Below are 16272 nucleotides of genomic sequence, written 5' to 3'. Positions count from 1 at the left end.
AGACGGACACGTTCATCGACAAGGAGATGTCGATCAACGAGGAGATCGACCGCCTGCGTCACTCCGCGACGCGCTCGCTCCTGACGCGCGACGACGTGATCGTGGTCGCGAGCGTCTCGGCCATCTACGGGCTCGGCGATCCCCAGAACTACCGCGACATGGCGCTCCGGTTGGAGGTCGGCGAGGAGGTCGGCCGCGAGCAGCTGCTCGCCCGGCTCGTCGATCTGAACTACGAGCGCAACGACGTGGACTTCACGCAGGGCACCTTCCGCGTCCGGGGCGACACCGTCGAGATCTACCCGATGTACGGGCGATACGCGGTGCGAGTCGAGCTGTGGGGCGACGAGATCGACCGGATGATCAAGGTCGACCCCATGAAGGGGGAGGCCGTCTCGGAGGAGCCCGCCGTCATGCTCCACCCGGCGGAGCACTACTCGATCCCGGACGACAAGCTGGAGCAGGCGATCGCGGAGATCGAGGACCTGATGGAGAAGCGCGTGAGCTACTTCGAGCGGCAGGGCGACCTCGTGGCCGCCCAGCGTATCGAGGAGCGGACCACCTTCGACGTCGAGATGCTCCGCGAGGCCGGCTACTGCTCGGGGATCGAGAACTACTCGGTCCACATGGACGACCGCGAGTCGGGCGACGCCCCCTACACCCTCCTCGACTACTTCCCCGACGACTTCCTCACCGTCGTCGACGAGTCCCACCAGACGATCCCCCAGATCAAAGGGCAGTACGAGGGCGATAAGTCGCGGAAGGACTCGCTGGTCGAGAACGGGTTCCGGCTCCCCACGGCGTACGACAACCGCCCCCTGACGTTCGAGGAGTTCGAGGAGAAGACGGACCGCACCCTCTACGTCTCGGCCACGCCGAGCGACTACGAGCGCGAGACCTCCGACCGCATCGTCGAGCAGATCGTCCGCCCGACGCACCTCGTCGATCCGAAGGTGGAGGTGACGGAGGCGACGGGGCAGGTCGAGGACCTCTTGGAGCGCGTCGACGAGCGGATCGAGCGCGACGAGCGCGTCCTCGTCACCACCCTGACGAAGCGGATGGCCGAGGACCTCACGGAGTACTTCGAGGAGGCCGGCGTCGACGTGGCGTACATGCACGACGAGACGGACACGCTGGAGCGCCACGAGATCATCCGCGACCTCCGCCTCGGCAACATCGACGTGCTCGTTGGGATCAACCTGCTGCGCGAGGGGCTCGACATCCCGGAGGTGAGTCTCGTCGCCATCCTCGACGCCGACCAGGAGGGGTTCCTGCGCTCCACCACGACGCTCGTCCAGACGATGGGACGGGCCGCCCGCAACGTCAACGGCGAGGTCGTCCTCTACGCCGACCGGGTGACCGACTCGATGGAGGCCGCCATCGAGGAGACCCAGCGCCGCCGCGAGATCCAGCTGGAGTACAACGCCGAACACGGCTACGAGGCGACCACCATCGACAAGCCGGTGAGCGAGACGAACCTCCCCGGGTCGAAGACGGACACCTCGGACGTCAGCGTCGGCGACGTGGAGAGCAGAGACGAGGCCGAAGCGCAGATCGAGGCGCTCGAAGACCGCATGGACGAGGCCGCGAGCAACCTGGAGTTCGAGCTGGCGGCGGACATCCGCGACCGGATCGCGGAGCTCCGGCGCGCCTTCGAGCTCGACGGCGGGGACGAGGGCGTTCCCGCGCCGATGGTCGACGAGTAGCGACCGCACCGACGTCCCGTCGCCCCGCGGCCGCCCCCTCCGATTCTCAGGCGGCGTCACCGCGACGACGGGGTTTTTACGTCGGTACGTCGCAGTCGGGCACATGTATCGGCGCGCGGTCGTCGCCGGCGCGCTCGCGGCCGCCACCGCCGGGTGCGTCGACCGCCTCCACGACATCGCCGCCTCGACTCCCCGCGACCTCGGCGTGCGGAGCCGGTACGTCGACGGTAACCCGCTGGTCGACGACCGCAGCGTCCTCGCCCGCCCGCCGGAGCTGTCGACCCACGCGACCTCCTTCCGATCGGCCGCGTCGGCCCGCGGCGCGCTCAAGTCCGACGCGACGGAGTCCCGCGAGTTCGTCGAGCGCACCGACTTCGTCGACGACGGCGGCGGCGCGGTGCTCGTGATCGCCCAGCGGCTCACGGCGCCCGAGGTCAGGCTCCGCCTCGGCGGGATCAGCCGCACGGGCGACCACTCGCTCCGGATCGCCGTCGACCGAGGCGGCGTCCGCGGCGAGGTCGAGACCGACGACCCGGTCGTCAAGACGCTCCTGATCCGGCTCACCGACGAACGCGGCCCGCCGAAGCGCGTGATCGTCGCCGCCGGCGACGAGCGCGCCGGTATCACGGTGTGAGCGTCGGGGCCCCTCCGACGCCCCGATCGCGAGTCGCCCCGACCGCGATCCGCGTCGACCGCGACTCCGTCCCGCGATCGTTTTGTGCCCCGGCCGTCTTCGACAGCCCATGTCACTCCGCAGTCGACTTCTCGGATCGGCCCTCCTTGTCGTCGGCGTCGCGGCGCTCGCGACGACGGTTTCCGTCACGCCGACCGTCCCCCCCGAGTCGGCGGCAGACTCGGTGTCGCTAATCGCTCCCACCCCGTACTCATTCGTCGTCACACCGCTCCTCGTCGCGGTCGGTGCGGTTCTCCTCGTCGGCGGGGCCGCCGCGCTCGCGGGTGTCGACCTCTCGGCGCGAGCGACGCTCCTCGCGCCCGCCGTCGGCGGAGTCGCCGCGTTCGCGCTCGTCGCCGGTGTCGTCGCCGCGCCCGCGGCGACCCTCCCGGCGCTCGCCGAAACCGACGCGCTCGCGACCCTCCTCACCGGGCCGCCCGGCACCGTCGCGACCGGCGTCGTCGCCGGGGGCGCCGTGGCACCCATCGTCCGCGCGACGACTACCGAGGACACCGCGGCGCTCCTCGCCGGCTCGGTCCTGCTGCTCGCGGCGCTCGCGGCGGGAGCGTCCGACCCAGTCTCGCTGGTCACCGGCGGGGTCGGCGGCGCGGCCGCGGTCGGCCTCCTCTGGGCGGTCGACCCCGAGCGCTGGCGCCCCTGACGTTCCGCTCTGTCGTCACCGGTCGATCCGAACGCGACGCCGTCTCGATCAGTTCCCCGGCCGCTCGCTTTCGGTCTCCAGTTCGATGTCCCGATCGGCCTCGCGCATCTCTTCTTCCTCCTGTCGAGCGAGGTCGACGTCGCGGGCCGTGTCGGCGTCGCGCGTCTCGTCGGTCCGCAGGTCGCTGTCGGCCACCGTATCGAGCTGTTCGAGGGCGCTCTCGATGTCCTCCAAGCCGAGCATCTTCTCCGTCTCCTCGTCGAACTCCTTGCTCGCTAACCCCTCCATTTCCTGGACGTCGGAGCCGGACAGCGCCTTGCCGTAGCGGCCGACGAGGCTGGTGAGCTCCTGGGGGAGGACGAACGTGGTGGACTCGCCCTTGCCGATCTCTTCTAAGGTCTCCATGCCGCGCTCGATGATGGCGCGCTCGCCCATCGATTCGGCGGAGCGCGCGCGGAGGACCGTGGAGATCGCGTCCCCCTGCGCCTCGAGGATCTGTGACTGCTTTTCCCCCTGCGCCCGGATGATGTTGGACTGCTTGTCACCCTCGGCCTGCTCGACCGCCGAGCGGCGTTCCCCCTGCGCTTCGAGGATCATCGCGCGACGCCGGCGCTCGGCGCCGGTCTGCTGCTCCATCGCGCGCTGGACCTCCTGTGACGGGCTCACCTCGCGGACCTCGACCGCCTCGACGCGGATCCCCCACTCGTCCGTCGGCTCGTCTAACTCCTCGTTGATGCGGTCGTTGATCTGGTCGCGCCGGGAGAGCGTGTCGTCGAGTTCCATGTCGCCGAGGACCGCCCGAAGGGTCGTCTGCGCGAGGTTCGAGACGGCGTTCTTGTAGTCGTCCACCTCGAGGAAGGCCTTCTTGGCGTCCATCACCTTGATGTAGACGACCGCGTCGGCGGTCACCGGCGAGTTGTCCCGCGTGATCGCCGACTGGCTCGGCACGTCGATCGTCTGCGTCCGCATGTCGAACGCGTACGTCCGCGAGACGAACGGCGGGATGAGGTGGACGCCGGGCTCTAACAGCTTCCGGAACTCGCCGAACACCGTGAGCGCCTCCTTGTCGTAGGCGTCGACGATCTCCACCGCGCTGACGACCGTGACGGCCGCCAGCAACACCGCGAGCGCGCCGACGCCGAAGACGAGGCTCTGGCTGAGGAGGGCGAGGCCGACGAGCAGCGCGGCGCCGAGCGCCGTGTACTGCCAGACGGCGTCCGGGATGCCGCCAACCGCGTCCTCGAACTCGAGGGCGTCGTCGCGCGGACCTTGGGTTCCCATATTCGAAGTTACGGGCCGACGCTGTTAACGGTTCGCACGAGCCGTCGAGCCGCCGCGTTCGACCGGACGGGTTCGCGACGATGAGCGAACCCCCCCGGAAAACTCTCGTAGCCGACCCTCGCGTCACCGTTTCGTCGTATTCCGACACGAATGGATTGAACTCCCACACCCACCGCTCCAATTATTAGATTCGCGAACAGGCGAGAAAACGCTTTAACGGAAAATGATCGATACCGAATCAGTATGGCTGCACACGGTGTGGATGACGGCACGGCAGGGAGCGGCGGCGACCCCGGCGGATCGCTCCGGGAGGTTATCCGATACATCCCGGACGGCACGTCGATCCCCACCGAAATGTGGGATCGGCGCCACCGCAATATTCTCATTACGATCGCGGTACAGATTCCGCTCCTCTTCGGGTTAGGACTGTATCAGGGAACGCTCCCGGTTCTCGAGGCCGAAATCCCGGCGATCCCGACGTGGATGCTCTTGCTGATGGCCGGCGGCGTCGGCGTGCCCGCGGTCGTCGCGGCGCTCCCGCAGCTCGGCCGCCGCCAGCGGACGACCGCCGCGGCGTTCAGCGGGATGACGATCTCGATGGCCCTGGTGAAGTTCTCCGGCGGATACATCGAGGCCCACTTCCACTTCTTCGTCTTCGTCGCGGTGTTGGCGCTCTACGAGGACTGGCTCCCGTTCGCGGTCGGGATGGGCTACGTCGCGGTCGGCCACGGGACGTTCAGCCTGATCGATTCGAGCCTCGTCTACAACCACGCCGCCGCGATCCAGAACCCGATCGCGTGGGGCGGCGTCCACGCCGGGTTCATCACGCTGCTCGCGGGGACGCTGATGGTGAACTGGTACTCGATCGAGAAGTCGCGCGAGGAGGCGGAGGAGAAGCTCGCGCTGGCGGAGGCCAAACAGGAGGAAGTCGAAGACGCCGAGGCGGCCAAGGCGACCGCCGAGGAACGGAAGCGGGAGGTGGAATCGCTGAACGATCACTTGGAGTCGAAGGCCGACGACTACAGCGCGGCGATGAACCGCGCGGCGGACGGCGATCTCACGGTTCGACTCGACGCCGACAGCGAGAGCGAGGCGATGGAGCGGATCGGGACCGCGTTCAACGAGATGTTGGACGAGATCGGCGCGACGATGGGTCGGGTTCAGTCGTTCGCCGACGACGTCTCGCGGGCGAGCGAGACCGTTCGCGAGAGCACCGCCGACGCGGAGGAAATGAGCGAGGCGGTCACGGAGTCGGTCGAGGACATCGCCGCCGACGCCGACGAGCAGCGCGAGATGTTGACCGAGGTGTCGAGCGAGATGTCGAACCTCTCGGCGACGATCGAGGAGGTCGCGTCGTCGACGGAGACGGTCGCGGAGGCGGCCGAGGAGACGTCCGACGTGGCCGAGGCCGGGCAGCGGTCGGCCGAAGGGGCGATGGATCGGGTCGAGGACTCGCAAGAGGCGACCGAAACGACGGTCGCGAAGGTCCGGTCGCTCGACGAGCGGATGAGCGACATCGGCGAGATCGTCGATCTGATCGCCGACATCGCGGAGCAGACCAACATCCTCGCGTTGAACGCGAACATCGAGGCCGCACGCACCGGGTCGGGCGACGGGTCGGCCGGGGGCGACGGGTTCGCCGTGGTCGCCGACGAGGTGAAACAGTTGGCCGGGGAGACGCAGGACGCGGCCAAAGAGATCGAGGAGCTCATCGCCGCGACGCAGTCCGAAACGACCGAAACGGTCGAGACGGTGCGCGAGGCCGAACGGCACATGTCCGACAGCGCGACGGCCGTCCGGGACGCGGTGGAGGCGTTCGGGTCGGTCGCGACCCACGCGGCCGACACCGACGACGGGATCCAGGAGATCAGCCACGCGACCGACGAGCAGGCGGCCAGCACGGAGGAGGCGGTCACGATGGTCGAGGAGGTCGAGGGAATCAGCCGGTCGACGGCCACCGAAGCGAACGACGTGGTAGACACGGCCGCGGAGCAGCACGCGGCGATGAGCGCCGTGACGGAGGAAGCGGGCGCGCTCTCGTCAGAGGCCGACCGGCTCCAGGACCTCCTCGGCGGGTTCACCGTCGAGCGGAGCGGCGGGGCGAGCCCCTCCGCGACGGGCGGTCACGACCGCGTCGTCGGCGACGGGGGAATCTAGCGGCTCTCCAGAGTCGACTCCGCTGCTGTTCGCCGCCGACGAATCTGCCGAAAACGGGGTCGTAAAACGAACAGTTCACTCAAGAATTATGTAACAGCGAGTGGTAGACGCGGATGATTCCCCCAGTCTGGAATTACGTCCCATGCTCTCTCAATCCGGTAGCGTATTCTTTTGGCACGTACTCGGGTTCACCCTCTCGTGTGTCCTCAGCCTCGGAAGCGCCGTCTGGACGTACCGCCGACGGGACCGATACGCCGCGCAGGCGCTGTTCGCGTTCCTCGCGGTCACCGTCGCGTGGAACGCGACCGTGCTGCTCAGGATCGTCGGACCCCTCTCGCTCGCGTGGGAGCTCCATCTCGTCGAGCAGTTCTTTCAGGTGCTGATGACGCTGGTGTGGTTCTACTTCGCCGCCGTCTACGTGGGTCATCGCGACGTGCTTGCCCGGCCGCTGGTCGCGTACCCGCTCGGCGGCGTCGCCGTGGGGATGCTCGCCGTGGAGTCGTTTCCGCCCGTCGCGGCCGTGACGAACACGGACCCGACGACAATCGACGACCCGTTCACGTTCGTCACGTGGACCGACACCGAACTCGCCGGGGTCGTCGAACTGCTCGCGTTGGCGGCGTTCGCCGTCGGCTCCGGGCTGATCCTGTATAAACTGCTGACCACGAACTACGTTCAGGCGTGGCAGGTCGCGCTCGTGTTCTTCGCCACGTCCGGGGCGGTCCTGGTCGAGGTGTTCGAGTCGACGATTCCACACGCCGTCTCCGGCGTCGACTACCCCGCGTTGGCCGTGACGGGCGTGGGCGTCTCGTACGTGGTCGGCCTGTACCGATACGACCTCTTCGGATACACGCCGGTCGACACGTCCGACGTGATCGACGGGATCACCGCCCCGGTGATCGTGTTGAACCCGGAACGGCGGGTCGTGGACTTCAACGCACCGGCGAACGCGACGTTCGACGGGCTCGCTTCCGGTCGGAAGGCCGACGCGGCGCTCCCCGATCCCGTCGTCGGCGCCGTGCCGTTGGACGACCCCGAAACGAGCCGGACCGAGGTCACGCTCACCCGGGACGGCGAGGACCGGATCTATCGGCTGTACGCCGCGTCGCTCGATTCGTTCGGCGACAGTCGGGGGCTCGCGATCACGGCCCGCGATCTGACGACCCGGCGGCGGCAACAGGAGAACCTCGACCTGCTCAACCAGATCCTCACTCGCGCGCTCAGACACAACATCCGCAACAAGGTCGATGTCGTGAAGGCGAACAACCGGGCGCTGGTCGATCGACTCGACGGCGAGGCGCGGGACCGAGCGTACGACGCCGCCGCCGCGGCCGACGACCTCCTCTCGGTCAGCGCGAAGAGTCGCGTGATGAAAGAGATCGTCGAGCATCGCGGACAGACGACGTCGGTCGAACTGACGGGGCTCGTCACCGACATCGTCGACGAGTACGACCGAGCCTACCACCGTACGTCGTTTACGACCGAGTGTCCCGCGTCGTGCTCGGTCACCGTGACGCCCGACATTTCACACGCGCTTGAGAACCTCATCGAAAACGCCGCCGAGCACAACCCCCGCGACGACGCCGAGGTTCGGGTTACGCTCGACGAGACCGCCGACGGCGCGGTGATCACGGTGGAGGACAACGGCGACGGCATCCCGGAGAGCGAGCTGGCGGTGCTCGAACGCGGGTACGAGGACGTGCTCAACCACGGGAGCGGGATTGGCCTCTGGATCGTCACCATGGTGGTCGACGAGATCGACGGAACGATCGAGTACGACGCCAGCGACGACGGGACCGAGATCACCCTCCGAATCGAGGACTGACTCTCCCCCGTCCGACCCCGGCGCCGCCGGTCGCGAGACGGAGCGATCGGTCACCACTGGCTATCGAGTCTCACCCGTCTCGCGAGGGACGATCGTTTCCGACTCGGAAACCGAGCTACAGTCTATATACTTTAACGGGCCGTTATCCGACACATGCAAATCCCCCAGACGAAGAGCGACTCCTCCGCGTCAGACCGACCCGACCGCCGGACGCCGAGTTCGGAGAGCGTCTCCGTCCGGAACTACGACGCCGCGACGGTCAACACGCTCTCCGTGAGGCTCGTCGACTCGCGCGACGAGGTCGTCGTCGACCGCTCCGTGAGGGTCGAACCGTCGGAGACCGTGAGCATGCGGCTTCCGATCGACCACGCGACGTATCGCGTGGAGGCGACGTTGGAGGAACAGGCGAGCGACAGCGCCGAGTGTCCGATCGGCGATACCCCCGAGGAGCGCGCGGTAATCGAATGCGGGAACGGCGTCGTCACCGTCACCGCGGGCCGTCACACGCGCTAAGGTCGGGACGGGCGTCACGGTGGGTCGGTGATCTCGTTTGAAACGAAGCCGTCCTCGACGGCGACGAGCGATCGGCGCCTTAGCGGAATCGCCCCCCGTCGGAAACCGGCGTCTCCGAGAAACCGGTAACGCCAGGCCGTTGCGGCCGTATTTAAATACGTGGCGGGCGCACGTCGATCCATGCCAGCCGACGAGGACGACGCGGACCGCGAGTTCAGCACCCGAAGCGTCCACGCGGGGTCGGATCCCGACCCGGCGACCGGCGCCCGTGCGACGCCAATCTACCAGACGACCTCCTACGAGTTCGAGGACGCCGACCACGCGGCCCGGCTGTTCGCCCTAGAGGAGGCGGGGAACGTCTACTCCCGGATCATGAACCCGACGAACGCCGCCTTAGAGGAGCGGATCGCCTCCCTCGAAAACGGCGTGGGTGCGGTGGCCACGTCGTCGGGGATGGCGTCGCTCGACCTGGCGACGTTCATGCTCGCGTCCGCCGGGGACAACATCGTCTCCTCGTCGGCGCTGTACGGCGGCACCTACACCTACCTCACCCACTCCGTCGAGCGACGCGGGGTCTCGACGCGGTTCGTCGACCCGCTCGACTACGAGGGGTACGCCGACGCGATAGACGACGACACGGCGTACGTCCACATCGAGACCATCGGGAACCCGGCCCTCGTCACGCCGGACATCGAGAGAATTGCCGATATCGCCCACGAGCACGGCGCCCCGCTGTTCGTCGACAACACCTTCGCGACCCCGTACCTCTGCCGGCCGCTCGACCACGGCGCGGACCTCGTCTGGGAGTCGACGACGAAGTGGCTCACCGGCAACGGGACCACCGTCGGCGGCGTCCTCGTCGACGGCGGCTCCTTCCCGTGGGCCGAGCACGCCGAGAAGTACCCGGAGATCGCACAGGACAACCCCGCGTACCACGGGATCAACTACGTCGAGGCGTTCGGCGACGCGGCGTTCACGTTCGCGGCGGTCACCCGCGGCCTGCGCGACCTGGGCGACCAGCAGTCGCCGTTCGACGCGTGGAACACGCTCCAGCAGACGGAGTCGCTCCCGCTCCGCATGGAGCGCCACTGCGAGAACGCCGGCATCGTCGCCGAGTACCTCGACGAGCACGACGACGTGGCGTGGGTGAACTACCCCGGACTGGAGAGCCACGAGACTCACGACGAGGCGAGCGAGTACCTGGAGGGCGGCTACGGCGGCATGATCACCTTCGGCTTGGAGGGCGGCTACGAGGCCGCCAAGGGGACCGTCGAGAACGCCGACCTCGCCTCGCTGCTCGCCAACGTCGGCGACGCGAAGACGCTCGTCATCCACCCGGCCTCGACGACCCACCAGCAGCTCACCGAGGCGGAGCAGGAGGCCGCGGGCGTCACCGGCGACATGGTGCGGCTCTCGGTCGGTATCGAGGATCCGGCCGACATCGTCGCTGACCTCGAAGCGGCGATCGAGCGCGCGACGGCGTAGGTCGGCCGCGAAGCGGCCGTCTTCTCCTACAGGTCGTCGGCGTCGAACTTCCAGAGCCCGACCAGCGGCGGCGCGACCGTCCAGAACACGAGCATCGACGCGGCGGAGATCTGCCGGTTCACGTTCTCGCCGGAGAACAGCCGCTCGGCGAGGAACGCGTTCGACAGGATCTCGACGCCGGTCGTCGGGTTCGACACGCGGAGGAACGTCCGGACCTGCTCCGTCGACACCGGAAGCGGGTCGACGATCCCGCCCGCGGCCCCGAGGAACTGCCCGGTGACGGCGCCCCACAGCAGCACGAACAGGACGTAGATCGAGACGCCGCCGATCAGCGCGCGGCGCTGCGTCGACGCGGCGGCCGAACAGCCGACCGCGATCGCGACGAAGACGACGCCGAGGATCGCGGCGAAGACGGTGAACCCGAAGTACGAGCCGGCGTTGAACGCCGCCAGCCCGCCGGTCTGGGCGAGCACGGCCAGCACGGCGGCGGGCAGCAGGAACCCGGCGAACACCGCGACGGACAGCGCGACGCCGCGCCCGACGACCTTCCCGAAGACGACGTCGGCCCGCGAGTGCGGCAGCGAGAGGAGCAGCTTCAGGGAGCCGGACTCGCGCTCGCCGCTCACGGCGTTGTAGCCGATCACGACGGCGACGAGCGGGACGAGCGTCGTCACGAGGAACGGCCTGACGAAGAAGCGCAGGAGGAGCTCCGTCGCGAACTGCTCGCCCTGCCCCGTCGGCCTGATGACGAACGCGAAGACCGCGACGAGCAGCGAGAACAGCGCCACGAGCGCGATCATCCCGCGCGAGCGCACCGCGTCCTGGAAGTCCTTCTCCGCGATGGCGGCGAGGCTCATCGGTCCACCTCCTCGTCGGCGGCGTCGTCATCGGGCGGATCCGAACCGGATTCGTCCTCGTCAGCCGTCGGCGTGTCACCCTCCGTGTACGCCAGGAATAGGTCCTCCAGCGACGCCTCCCGGGTGTGGAAGTCGTCGACGGCGACGCCGGCGTCCTCCAGCGCGGCGATGACGCGGGTCTTCGCGCCGTCGGCGCAGCTTACGACGAGGGCGTCGCCGTCGCGGTCGACGCGGCTGACGCCGTCGACCGCGCGGACCGCCTCGACGGCCGCGTCGTCCGCGCCGCCCGCCCCGTCCGCGTCGCCGACGGCGATCTCCAGCGTCTCCTCCCCGCCGACGGCCTCGCGGAGCCCCTCGACGGAGTCCTCGGCGACGAGCTCGCCGTCGCGGAGGATGCCGACCCGGTCGCAGACGGCGTCGACCTGTTCGAGGATGTGCGAGGAGAAGAAGACGGTCGCGCCGCGGTCGGCCTCCGTCTGAACGATCTCTCGCATCTCCTTCGCGCCGGCGGGGTCGAGCCCGGAGGAGGGCTCGTCGAGCACGAGCAGGTCGGGCTCGCCGGCGAGCGCCATCGCGAGCGCGAGCCGCTGGCGCATCCCCTTCGAGTAGCCGCCGGCCTTGCGGTCGGCGTCGTCGAGTATCCCCACGCGCTCCAGGAGGGCGTCCGGGTCGTCGTCGGCCTCCTTCGACCGGACCGCGAACTCGACGTGTTTCCGGCCGGAGAGCCGGTCGTACACCGAAAAGCCGTCCGGGAGCACGCCGGTCCGACGTCGGATCGCGACCCCGTCGCCCGTGGCGTCTCGCCCGAGCACGCGCACCGTCCCCGCAGTCGGGCGGACGAGGTCGAGCAGCATGTCGATGGTCGTCGACTTGCCGGCGCCGTTCGGGCCGAGGAACCCGTACACCTCGCCCTCCGCCACGGTGAGGTCGAGGTCACGGACGGCCGTGACGTCGCCGAACTCCTTCCGCACGCCACGCAGCTCGATGGCGGTCATACCACCTCGTTCCCGCGTCTCCGGATAAAGCGTTGCGGGTCGGTGCGAGGGGCCGTGAGGGGCGACCGCCAACGATCGATGGACCGAGCGGCCGGGACGCATCGCTATCGCGACGCGGAGCTGTTTATTCACCAGCAATAAAAAATGTTAGACAAACTTCTGACTATTCTTCGGATTCGGCTACTCGAACCTCGGTTAGAATCTATGTACGTTTCGAGGCCGAAAAACCGATGTACGTAGGCGCCGTCTGCCTATCACGCAAAATTTAATTGTTTATTCTGACCATGTCAGGCGGGATGGATCCGACACCACTCCAAGCGACTGTTCAGTTCACGCACAGTCCGTTACTCACATTTATAATTGGATTGATTATTGTCGTCGCGATGCTCGTGTGGTTGGATCTCCCGGCGTTCATCGGGCTGATCATCTCGGCGTTCCTGGTCGGCGTGGTGAACACGGTCTTCGTCGCGGACTTCACCGCCGCCGACGCCGGCAGTCAGGTCGCGACGGCGTTCGGGAACGGGATGGCTGGGATCGGCATCCCGATCCTCATGGCCGCGGTCATCGGCAAGGGCATGCTGGAGAGCGGCGCGGCCCAGCGGGTCGTCCGCGGGTTCCAGAACGTGCTCGGCGAGGGCAACTCAGACGTGGCGCTGCTCGGCAGCAGTTCGGTGCTCGCGGTCCCGGTGTTCTTCGACAGCGTGTTCTACCTGATGGCGCCGCTCGCGCGCTCGATGCGGGCGCGCGTCGGTCGCGACTACACGCTGTTCATCGTCGTCGTCGGCGCGGGGGCCGCGACGACGCACGTGTTCGTGCCGCCCACGCCCGGCCCGCTCGCGGTCGCCGACCAGATCGGAAGCAACCTGGGGACGACGATCCTCGTCGGACTGGCGGTCGCTATCCCGGCCGCCATCGTCTCTGGACTCGTTTACGGGCGCTGGATCAACAGCCGGCTCGACATCCCGCTGCGCGACACGATGGCGACCTCGACGGAGGAGCTACAGGAGGTCGCGGACCGGCCGACCAGCGAGCTCCCGGGGATGATCGAGTCGCTAGCGCCGATCCTGCTGGCGGTGCTGCTGATCGCGTCGTCGACGGCCGTCAACACGTTCCAAGAGGTCGTGCCGGCCCTGGCCTCGCTGCAGCCGATCACCGACTTCCTCGGGAACAAGAACGTCGCACTGACGATCGCCGCGCTCGCGGCCGCGTACACGTTCTACCGCTACGACGCGATGACCCGGAGCGAGTGGAGCGACGAGCTCACCGAGGCCCTGAAGAGCGGCGGGAACATCGCCGCGATCACGGCGGCCGGCGGGGCGTTCGGCGCGCTGCTCGCCGCCTCCGGCATCGGTGACTACCTGGCCAACGCGCTCCAGGAAGTGGGGATCGGCCTGCTCGTCACGGCCTGGCTCATCGCCGCGATCGTCCGCATCGCCCAGGGGTCGGCCACGGCCGCAATGTTGACCGCCGCGGGGATCATGGCGCCGCTCACCGGGCAGCTCACCGTCCACCCGGCCTACCTCGTGATGGCGATCGGCGCCGGCGGGAACATCTTCTCGTGGTTCAACGACTCCGGCTTCTGGCTCGTCAGCGAGATCGGGGGGCTCACGAAGGGAGAGACGCTGCAGACCTGGACCGCCCTCACGACGATCATCTCGGTGACGGGGCTCATCACCGTGCTAGTCTTGTCGACGGTCCTCCCGCTCGCCTGAGGCGAGCGACCGCCCGTCGCGGATTTTTCGCCCTGCGCGTTCTCCGCCGACAGCGACGGCTCCGCCGCTACTCGTCGCCCTCGGGCGGCCACGCCACACCGCGGTCCGCGAGGAGGTCGGCGAAGCCGTCCTCGTCGAGCACGGGCACGTCCTCGGCGTCCGCGTCGTCCCGCTTCGACCGCCCGGGACTCTCGCCGGCGACGAGGTAGTCGGTGTTCCCCGAGACGCTCGACGTGGCGCTCGCGCCGTGCGCCTCCACGTGCGCCTGCGCCTCGCCCCGCGTCGCCGACAGCGATCCGGTGAAGACGAAGGTGAGCCCGTCGAGCGCGTCCCCGCCGTCGACGTCGACCGACTCGGGCTCGACGCCGCGCTCGCGGAGCCCCTCGATCGCGGCCCGGTTCTCCTCGCCGTCGAGGAACGTCCGGATCGACTCGGCCACCTCGGGACCCACGTCGTCGACCTCGCGGAGGGCGTCCTCGTCCGCGTCGAGGATCGCGTCGAGGTCGCCGAACTCCGCCGCGAGCGCGCGGGCGGTCGTCGCCCCCACGTCGGGGATCCCCAACCCGGCGAGGAAGGCGTCGAGCGGCGGCTCCTTCGTGGCTTCGAGCTCGGCGACGAGGTTCTCGGCGCTCGTCTCGCCCCATCCCTCTAAGGCCGCCAGCTCCGCGACCGTCAGGTCGTAGAGGTCCGGCAGCGACTCCACGAGCCCGGCCTCGCGGAGTTGCTCGACGCGTTCGGGGCCCAGCCCCTCGACGTCGAGGGCGTCCCGCCGCGCCCAGTGTTCGACCGCGCGCTCCAGCTGCGCCGGACAGCCGAGCCCGCCGGTACAGAACGCGAGCGGGCCGTCGCGCTCGACGGGGGCGTCGCAGACGGGACACCGCTCGGGGAACGCGTGGGTCCCCTCGGAGCGCTTCTCGACGACCTCGGGGACGTACGGGATCACGTCGCCGGCGCGGTAGATCCGCACGCGGTCGCCGACGTTCACGCCGAGCGCCTCGATCTCGGCGGGGTTGTGGAGCGTCGCCCGCGAGACGCTCACGCCGCCGACGTCAACGGGATCGAGCTCGGCGACGGGGGTGAGCCGACCCGTACGGCCCACCTGCACGGTGATCCCCTCCACCGTCGTCGTCGCGGTCCGCGGCGGGAACTTGTAGGCGAACGCCCAGCGCGGCGCCCGCGACGTCGACCCGAGCGCCTCGCGGTGCGCCCGGTCGTCGACCGCGATCACGACGCCGTCGATCTCGTAGTTCAGGTCGTCGCGCTCTGTCATGAGGCGGTCGCGGTAGTCGATCGCCGCCTCGACATCGTCGACGCGCTCGACCCGGTCGGCGCGGCGGAGCCCGAAGGCGTCGAACGCGTCGAACTCGGCCCAGTGGGCGTCCGGGCGCTCCGGGGTATCGGACTCGTCGCCGCCCTCGCCTCCCGCCGCCCGCTCCTCGTCGGTCTCCCACGCCAACACGTCGAAGAAGAAGGCGTCGAGCGGGCGCTCGGCGACGACCGCGGGGTCGAGCTGGCGGAGCGTCCCGGCCGCGGCGTTGCGCGGGTTCGCGAACGGCTCCTCGCCGCGCTCGATCAGCGCCTCGTTGTACGCGTCGAACGCGTCGCGGGGCATGTAGACCTCGCCGCGGACCGCCAGCGTCGCCGGCGGGTCGCCCCGAAGCCGGTCCGGGACCGACCGGATCGTCCGCACCTGTTCGGTGACGTCGTCGCCCTCGGTCCCGTCGCCGCGGGTGGCGGCGCGGGCGTAGACGCCGTCCTCGTACACCACCTCGACCGAGAGCCCGTCGAACTTCGGCTCGCAGACGTACGCGACGTCGTCCGGGTCGAACCCCTCGCCGTCGAGTCCCGTCCGGACGCGCTCGTCGAACTCGCGGACCGCCTCGGCCTCGGTCGCGTTGTCGATCGAGCGCATCGGCGCGACGTGCTCGACGGTCTCCAGCTCGTCGAGCGGCTCGCCGCCGACGCGGCGCGTGGGGGAGTCCTCGGTCGGGAGGTCGAACGCGTCCTCCAGCTCTCGAAGGCGCGCGAACAGCCGGTCGTACGTCTCGTCCGAGATCAGGGGGTCGGCCTCGACGTAGTACCGGTGGTCGTGCTCCCGGACCGCCGCCCGGAGGAGCGACGCCTGCTCGGCGGCGCCCTCGTCCGAGAGCGCTTCGACCGGCTCGAAGTCGGTCGGCGGCGCCTCGACGTAGGGGTTCTCGTCCGGGTCCGCATGCCGGGTCGACGACCCGGATTGCGCGCTCGTCATCGGTCGATCTTTGCGGCGGCTCGGATTAAAAACGACCGTTCGTCTCGCCCCGCGGCCGGGTACGCAGGTCGGCGGCTGCGGCGAGATAGGTTATAAATGAACGCGCGGTGCGGTCGGCGCGCCGGTGAGCGGCCGCCGGTGGCGGCCGCGAACCGCCGGCGA

General features: G+C 69.1%; 12 protein-coding genes. 8 read left to right on the top strand and 4 right to left on the bottom strand.

What is annotated here, in order from left to right:
- The 3 genes from uvrB to SD626R_RS07285 all read left to right on the top strand — a co-directional run.
- The coding region (gene uvrB, locus SD626R_RS07295; RefSeq protein ID WP_092565213.1) for an excinuclease ABC subunit UvrB at positions 1-1703 on the top strand (1703 nt) is incomplete at its 5' end.
- 103 nt (positions 1704-1806) lie between these two features.
- Positions 1807-2337, top strand: a complete 531-nt coding sequence (locus SD626R_RS07290) for a hypothetical protein (protein WP_092565211.1) — start codon at positions 1807-1809, stop codon at positions 2335-2337.
- Positions 2338-2446: 109 nt separating this feature from the next.
- Positions 2447-3037, top strand: coding sequence for a hypothetical protein (locus SD626R_RS07285; protein ID WP_092565209.1), 591 nt, complete (start codon positions 2447-2449; stop codon positions 3035-3037).
- Between the two features lie 48 nt (positions 3038-3085).
- On the opposite strand, the gene SD626R_RS07280 is transcribed toward SD626R_RS07285, so the two are convergent.
- Positions 3086-4318 (bottom strand): SPFH domain-containing protein, encoded by a 1233-nt coding sequence (locus SD626R_RS07280; RefSeq protein WP_092565207.1) that lies wholly within the window; start codon positions 4316-4318, stop codon positions 3086-3088.
- A gap of 243 nt (positions 4319-4561) precedes the next feature.
- Here SD626R_RS07280 and SD626R_RS07275 point away from each other — a divergent pair, with 243 nt between their 5' ends.
- The 4 genes from SD626R_RS07275 (at position 4562) to SD626R_RS07260 (ending at position 10298) form a co-directional block, all read left to right on the top strand.
- Entirely contained in the window at positions 4562-6475 is a 1914-nt protein-coding gene (locus SD626R_RS07275; RefSeq protein ID WP_176697294.1) for a methyl-accepting chemotaxis protein, read from the top strand.
- Positions 6476-6617: 142 nt separating this feature from the next.
- Positions 6618-8300, top strand: a complete 1683-nt coding sequence (locus SD626R_RS07270; RefSeq protein WP_092565203.1) for an ATP-binding protein — start codon at positions 6618-6620, stop codon at positions 8298-8300.
- A gap of 153 nt (positions 8301-8453) precedes the next feature.
- Complete coding sequence (locus SD626R_RS07265; protein ID WP_092565201.1) at positions 8454-8813, top strand: Ig-like domain-containing protein; 360 nt, start codon at positions 8454-8456, stop codon at positions 8811-8813.
- 180 nt (positions 8814-8993) lie between these two features.
- Positions 8994-10298: an O-acetylhomoserine aminocarboxypropyltransferase/cysteine synthase family protein gene (locus tag SD626R_RS07260; RefSeq protein ID WP_092565199.1), complete on the top strand. Its 1305-nt coding sequence runs from the start codon at positions 8994-8996 to the stop codon at positions 10296-10298.
- Between the two features lie 26 nt (positions 10299-10324).
- Here SD626R_RS07260 and SD626R_RS07255 read toward each other — a convergent pair whose 3' ends face one another.
- A complete protein-coding gene (locus tag SD626R_RS07255) occupies positions 10325-11155 on the bottom strand; it encodes an ABC transporter permease subunit (RefSeq protein WP_092565197.1) in 831 nt (276 codons plus the stop codon).
- The gene (locus tag SD626R_RS07250) at positions 11152-12150 is read right to left on the bottom strand and encodes an ABC transporter ATP-binding protein (protein WP_092565195.1); all 999 of its coding nucleotides are present in this window, start codon (positions 12148-12150) and stop codon (positions 11152-11154) included. The genes SD626R_RS07255 and SD626R_RS07250 overlap by 4 nt, the downstream gene beginning before the upstream one ends.
- Positions 12151-12446: 296 nt before the next feature.
- Here SD626R_RS07250 and SD626R_RS07245 point away from each other — a divergent pair, with 296 nt between their 5' ends.
- The gene (locus SD626R_RS07245; protein WP_092565193.1) at positions 12447-13862 is read left to right on the top strand and encodes a GntP family permease; all 1416 of its coding nucleotides are present in this window, start codon (positions 12447-12449) and stop codon (positions 13860-13862) included.
- 67 nt (positions 13863-13929) lie between these two features.
- Here SD626R_RS07245 and ligA read toward each other — a convergent pair whose 3' ends face one another.
- Entirely contained in the window at positions 13930-16110 is a 2181-nt protein-coding gene (gene ligA / locus SD626R_RS07240) for an NAD-dependent DNA ligase LigA (protein ID WP_092565191.1), read from the bottom strand.
- Positions 16111-16272 lie beyond the last annotated feature (162 nt).

Origin of the sequence: Halorubrum sp. SD626R, assembly GCF_001261915.1 — an archaeon.
Lineage (GTDB): Archaea > Halobacteriota > Halobacteria > Halobacteriales > Haloferacaceae > Halorubrum.
The sequence above is the reverse complement of the archived record's forward strand: the minus strand, read 5'-3'. Positions and strand labels throughout refer to the sequence as shown.

Coding starts and splice junctions, on each gene's coding strand:
- SD626R_RS07290 (WP_092565211.1), top strand. CDS start 1,807: ATGTATCGGCGCGCGGTCGTCGCCGGCGCGCTCGCGGCCGCCACCGCC.
- SD626R_RS07250 (WP_092565195.1), bottom strand. CDS start 12,150: ATGACCGCCATCGAGCTGCGTGGCGTGCGGAAGGAGTTCGGCGACGTC.
- SD626R_RS07255 (WP_092565197.1), bottom strand. CDS start 11,155: ATGAGCCTCGCCGCCATCGCGGAGAAGGACTTCCAGGACGCGGTGCGC.
- SD626R_RS07265 (WP_092565201.1), top strand. CDS start 8,454: ATGCAAATCCCCCAGACGAAGAGCGACTCCTCCGCGTCAGACCGACCC.
- SD626R_RS07245 (WP_092565193.1), top strand. CDS start 12,447: ATGGATCCGACACCACTCCAAGCGACTGTTCAGTTCACGCACAGTCCG.
- SD626R_RS07285 (WP_092565209.1), top strand. CDS start 2,447: ATGTCACTCCGCAGTCGACTTCTCGGATCGGCCCTCCTTGTCGTCGGC.
- SD626R_RS07275 (WP_176697294.1), top strand. CDS start 4,562: ATGGCTGCACACGGTGTGGATGACGGCACGGCAGGGAGCGGCGGCGAC.
- ligA (WP_092565191.1), bottom strand. CDS start 16,110: ATGACGAGCGCGCAATCCGGGTCGTCGACCCGGCATGCGGACCCGGAC.
- SD626R_RS07260 (WP_092565199.1), top strand. CDS start 8,994: ATGCCAGCCGACGAGGACGACGCGGACCGCGAGTTCAGCACCCGAAGC.
- SD626R_RS07270 (WP_092565203.1), top strand. CDS start 6,618: ATGCTCTCTCAATCCGGTAGCGTATTCTTTTGGCACGTACTCGGGTTC.
- SD626R_RS07280 (WP_092565207.1), bottom strand. CDS start 4,318: ATGGGAACCCAAGGTCCGCGCGACGACGCCCTCGAGTTCGAGGACGCG.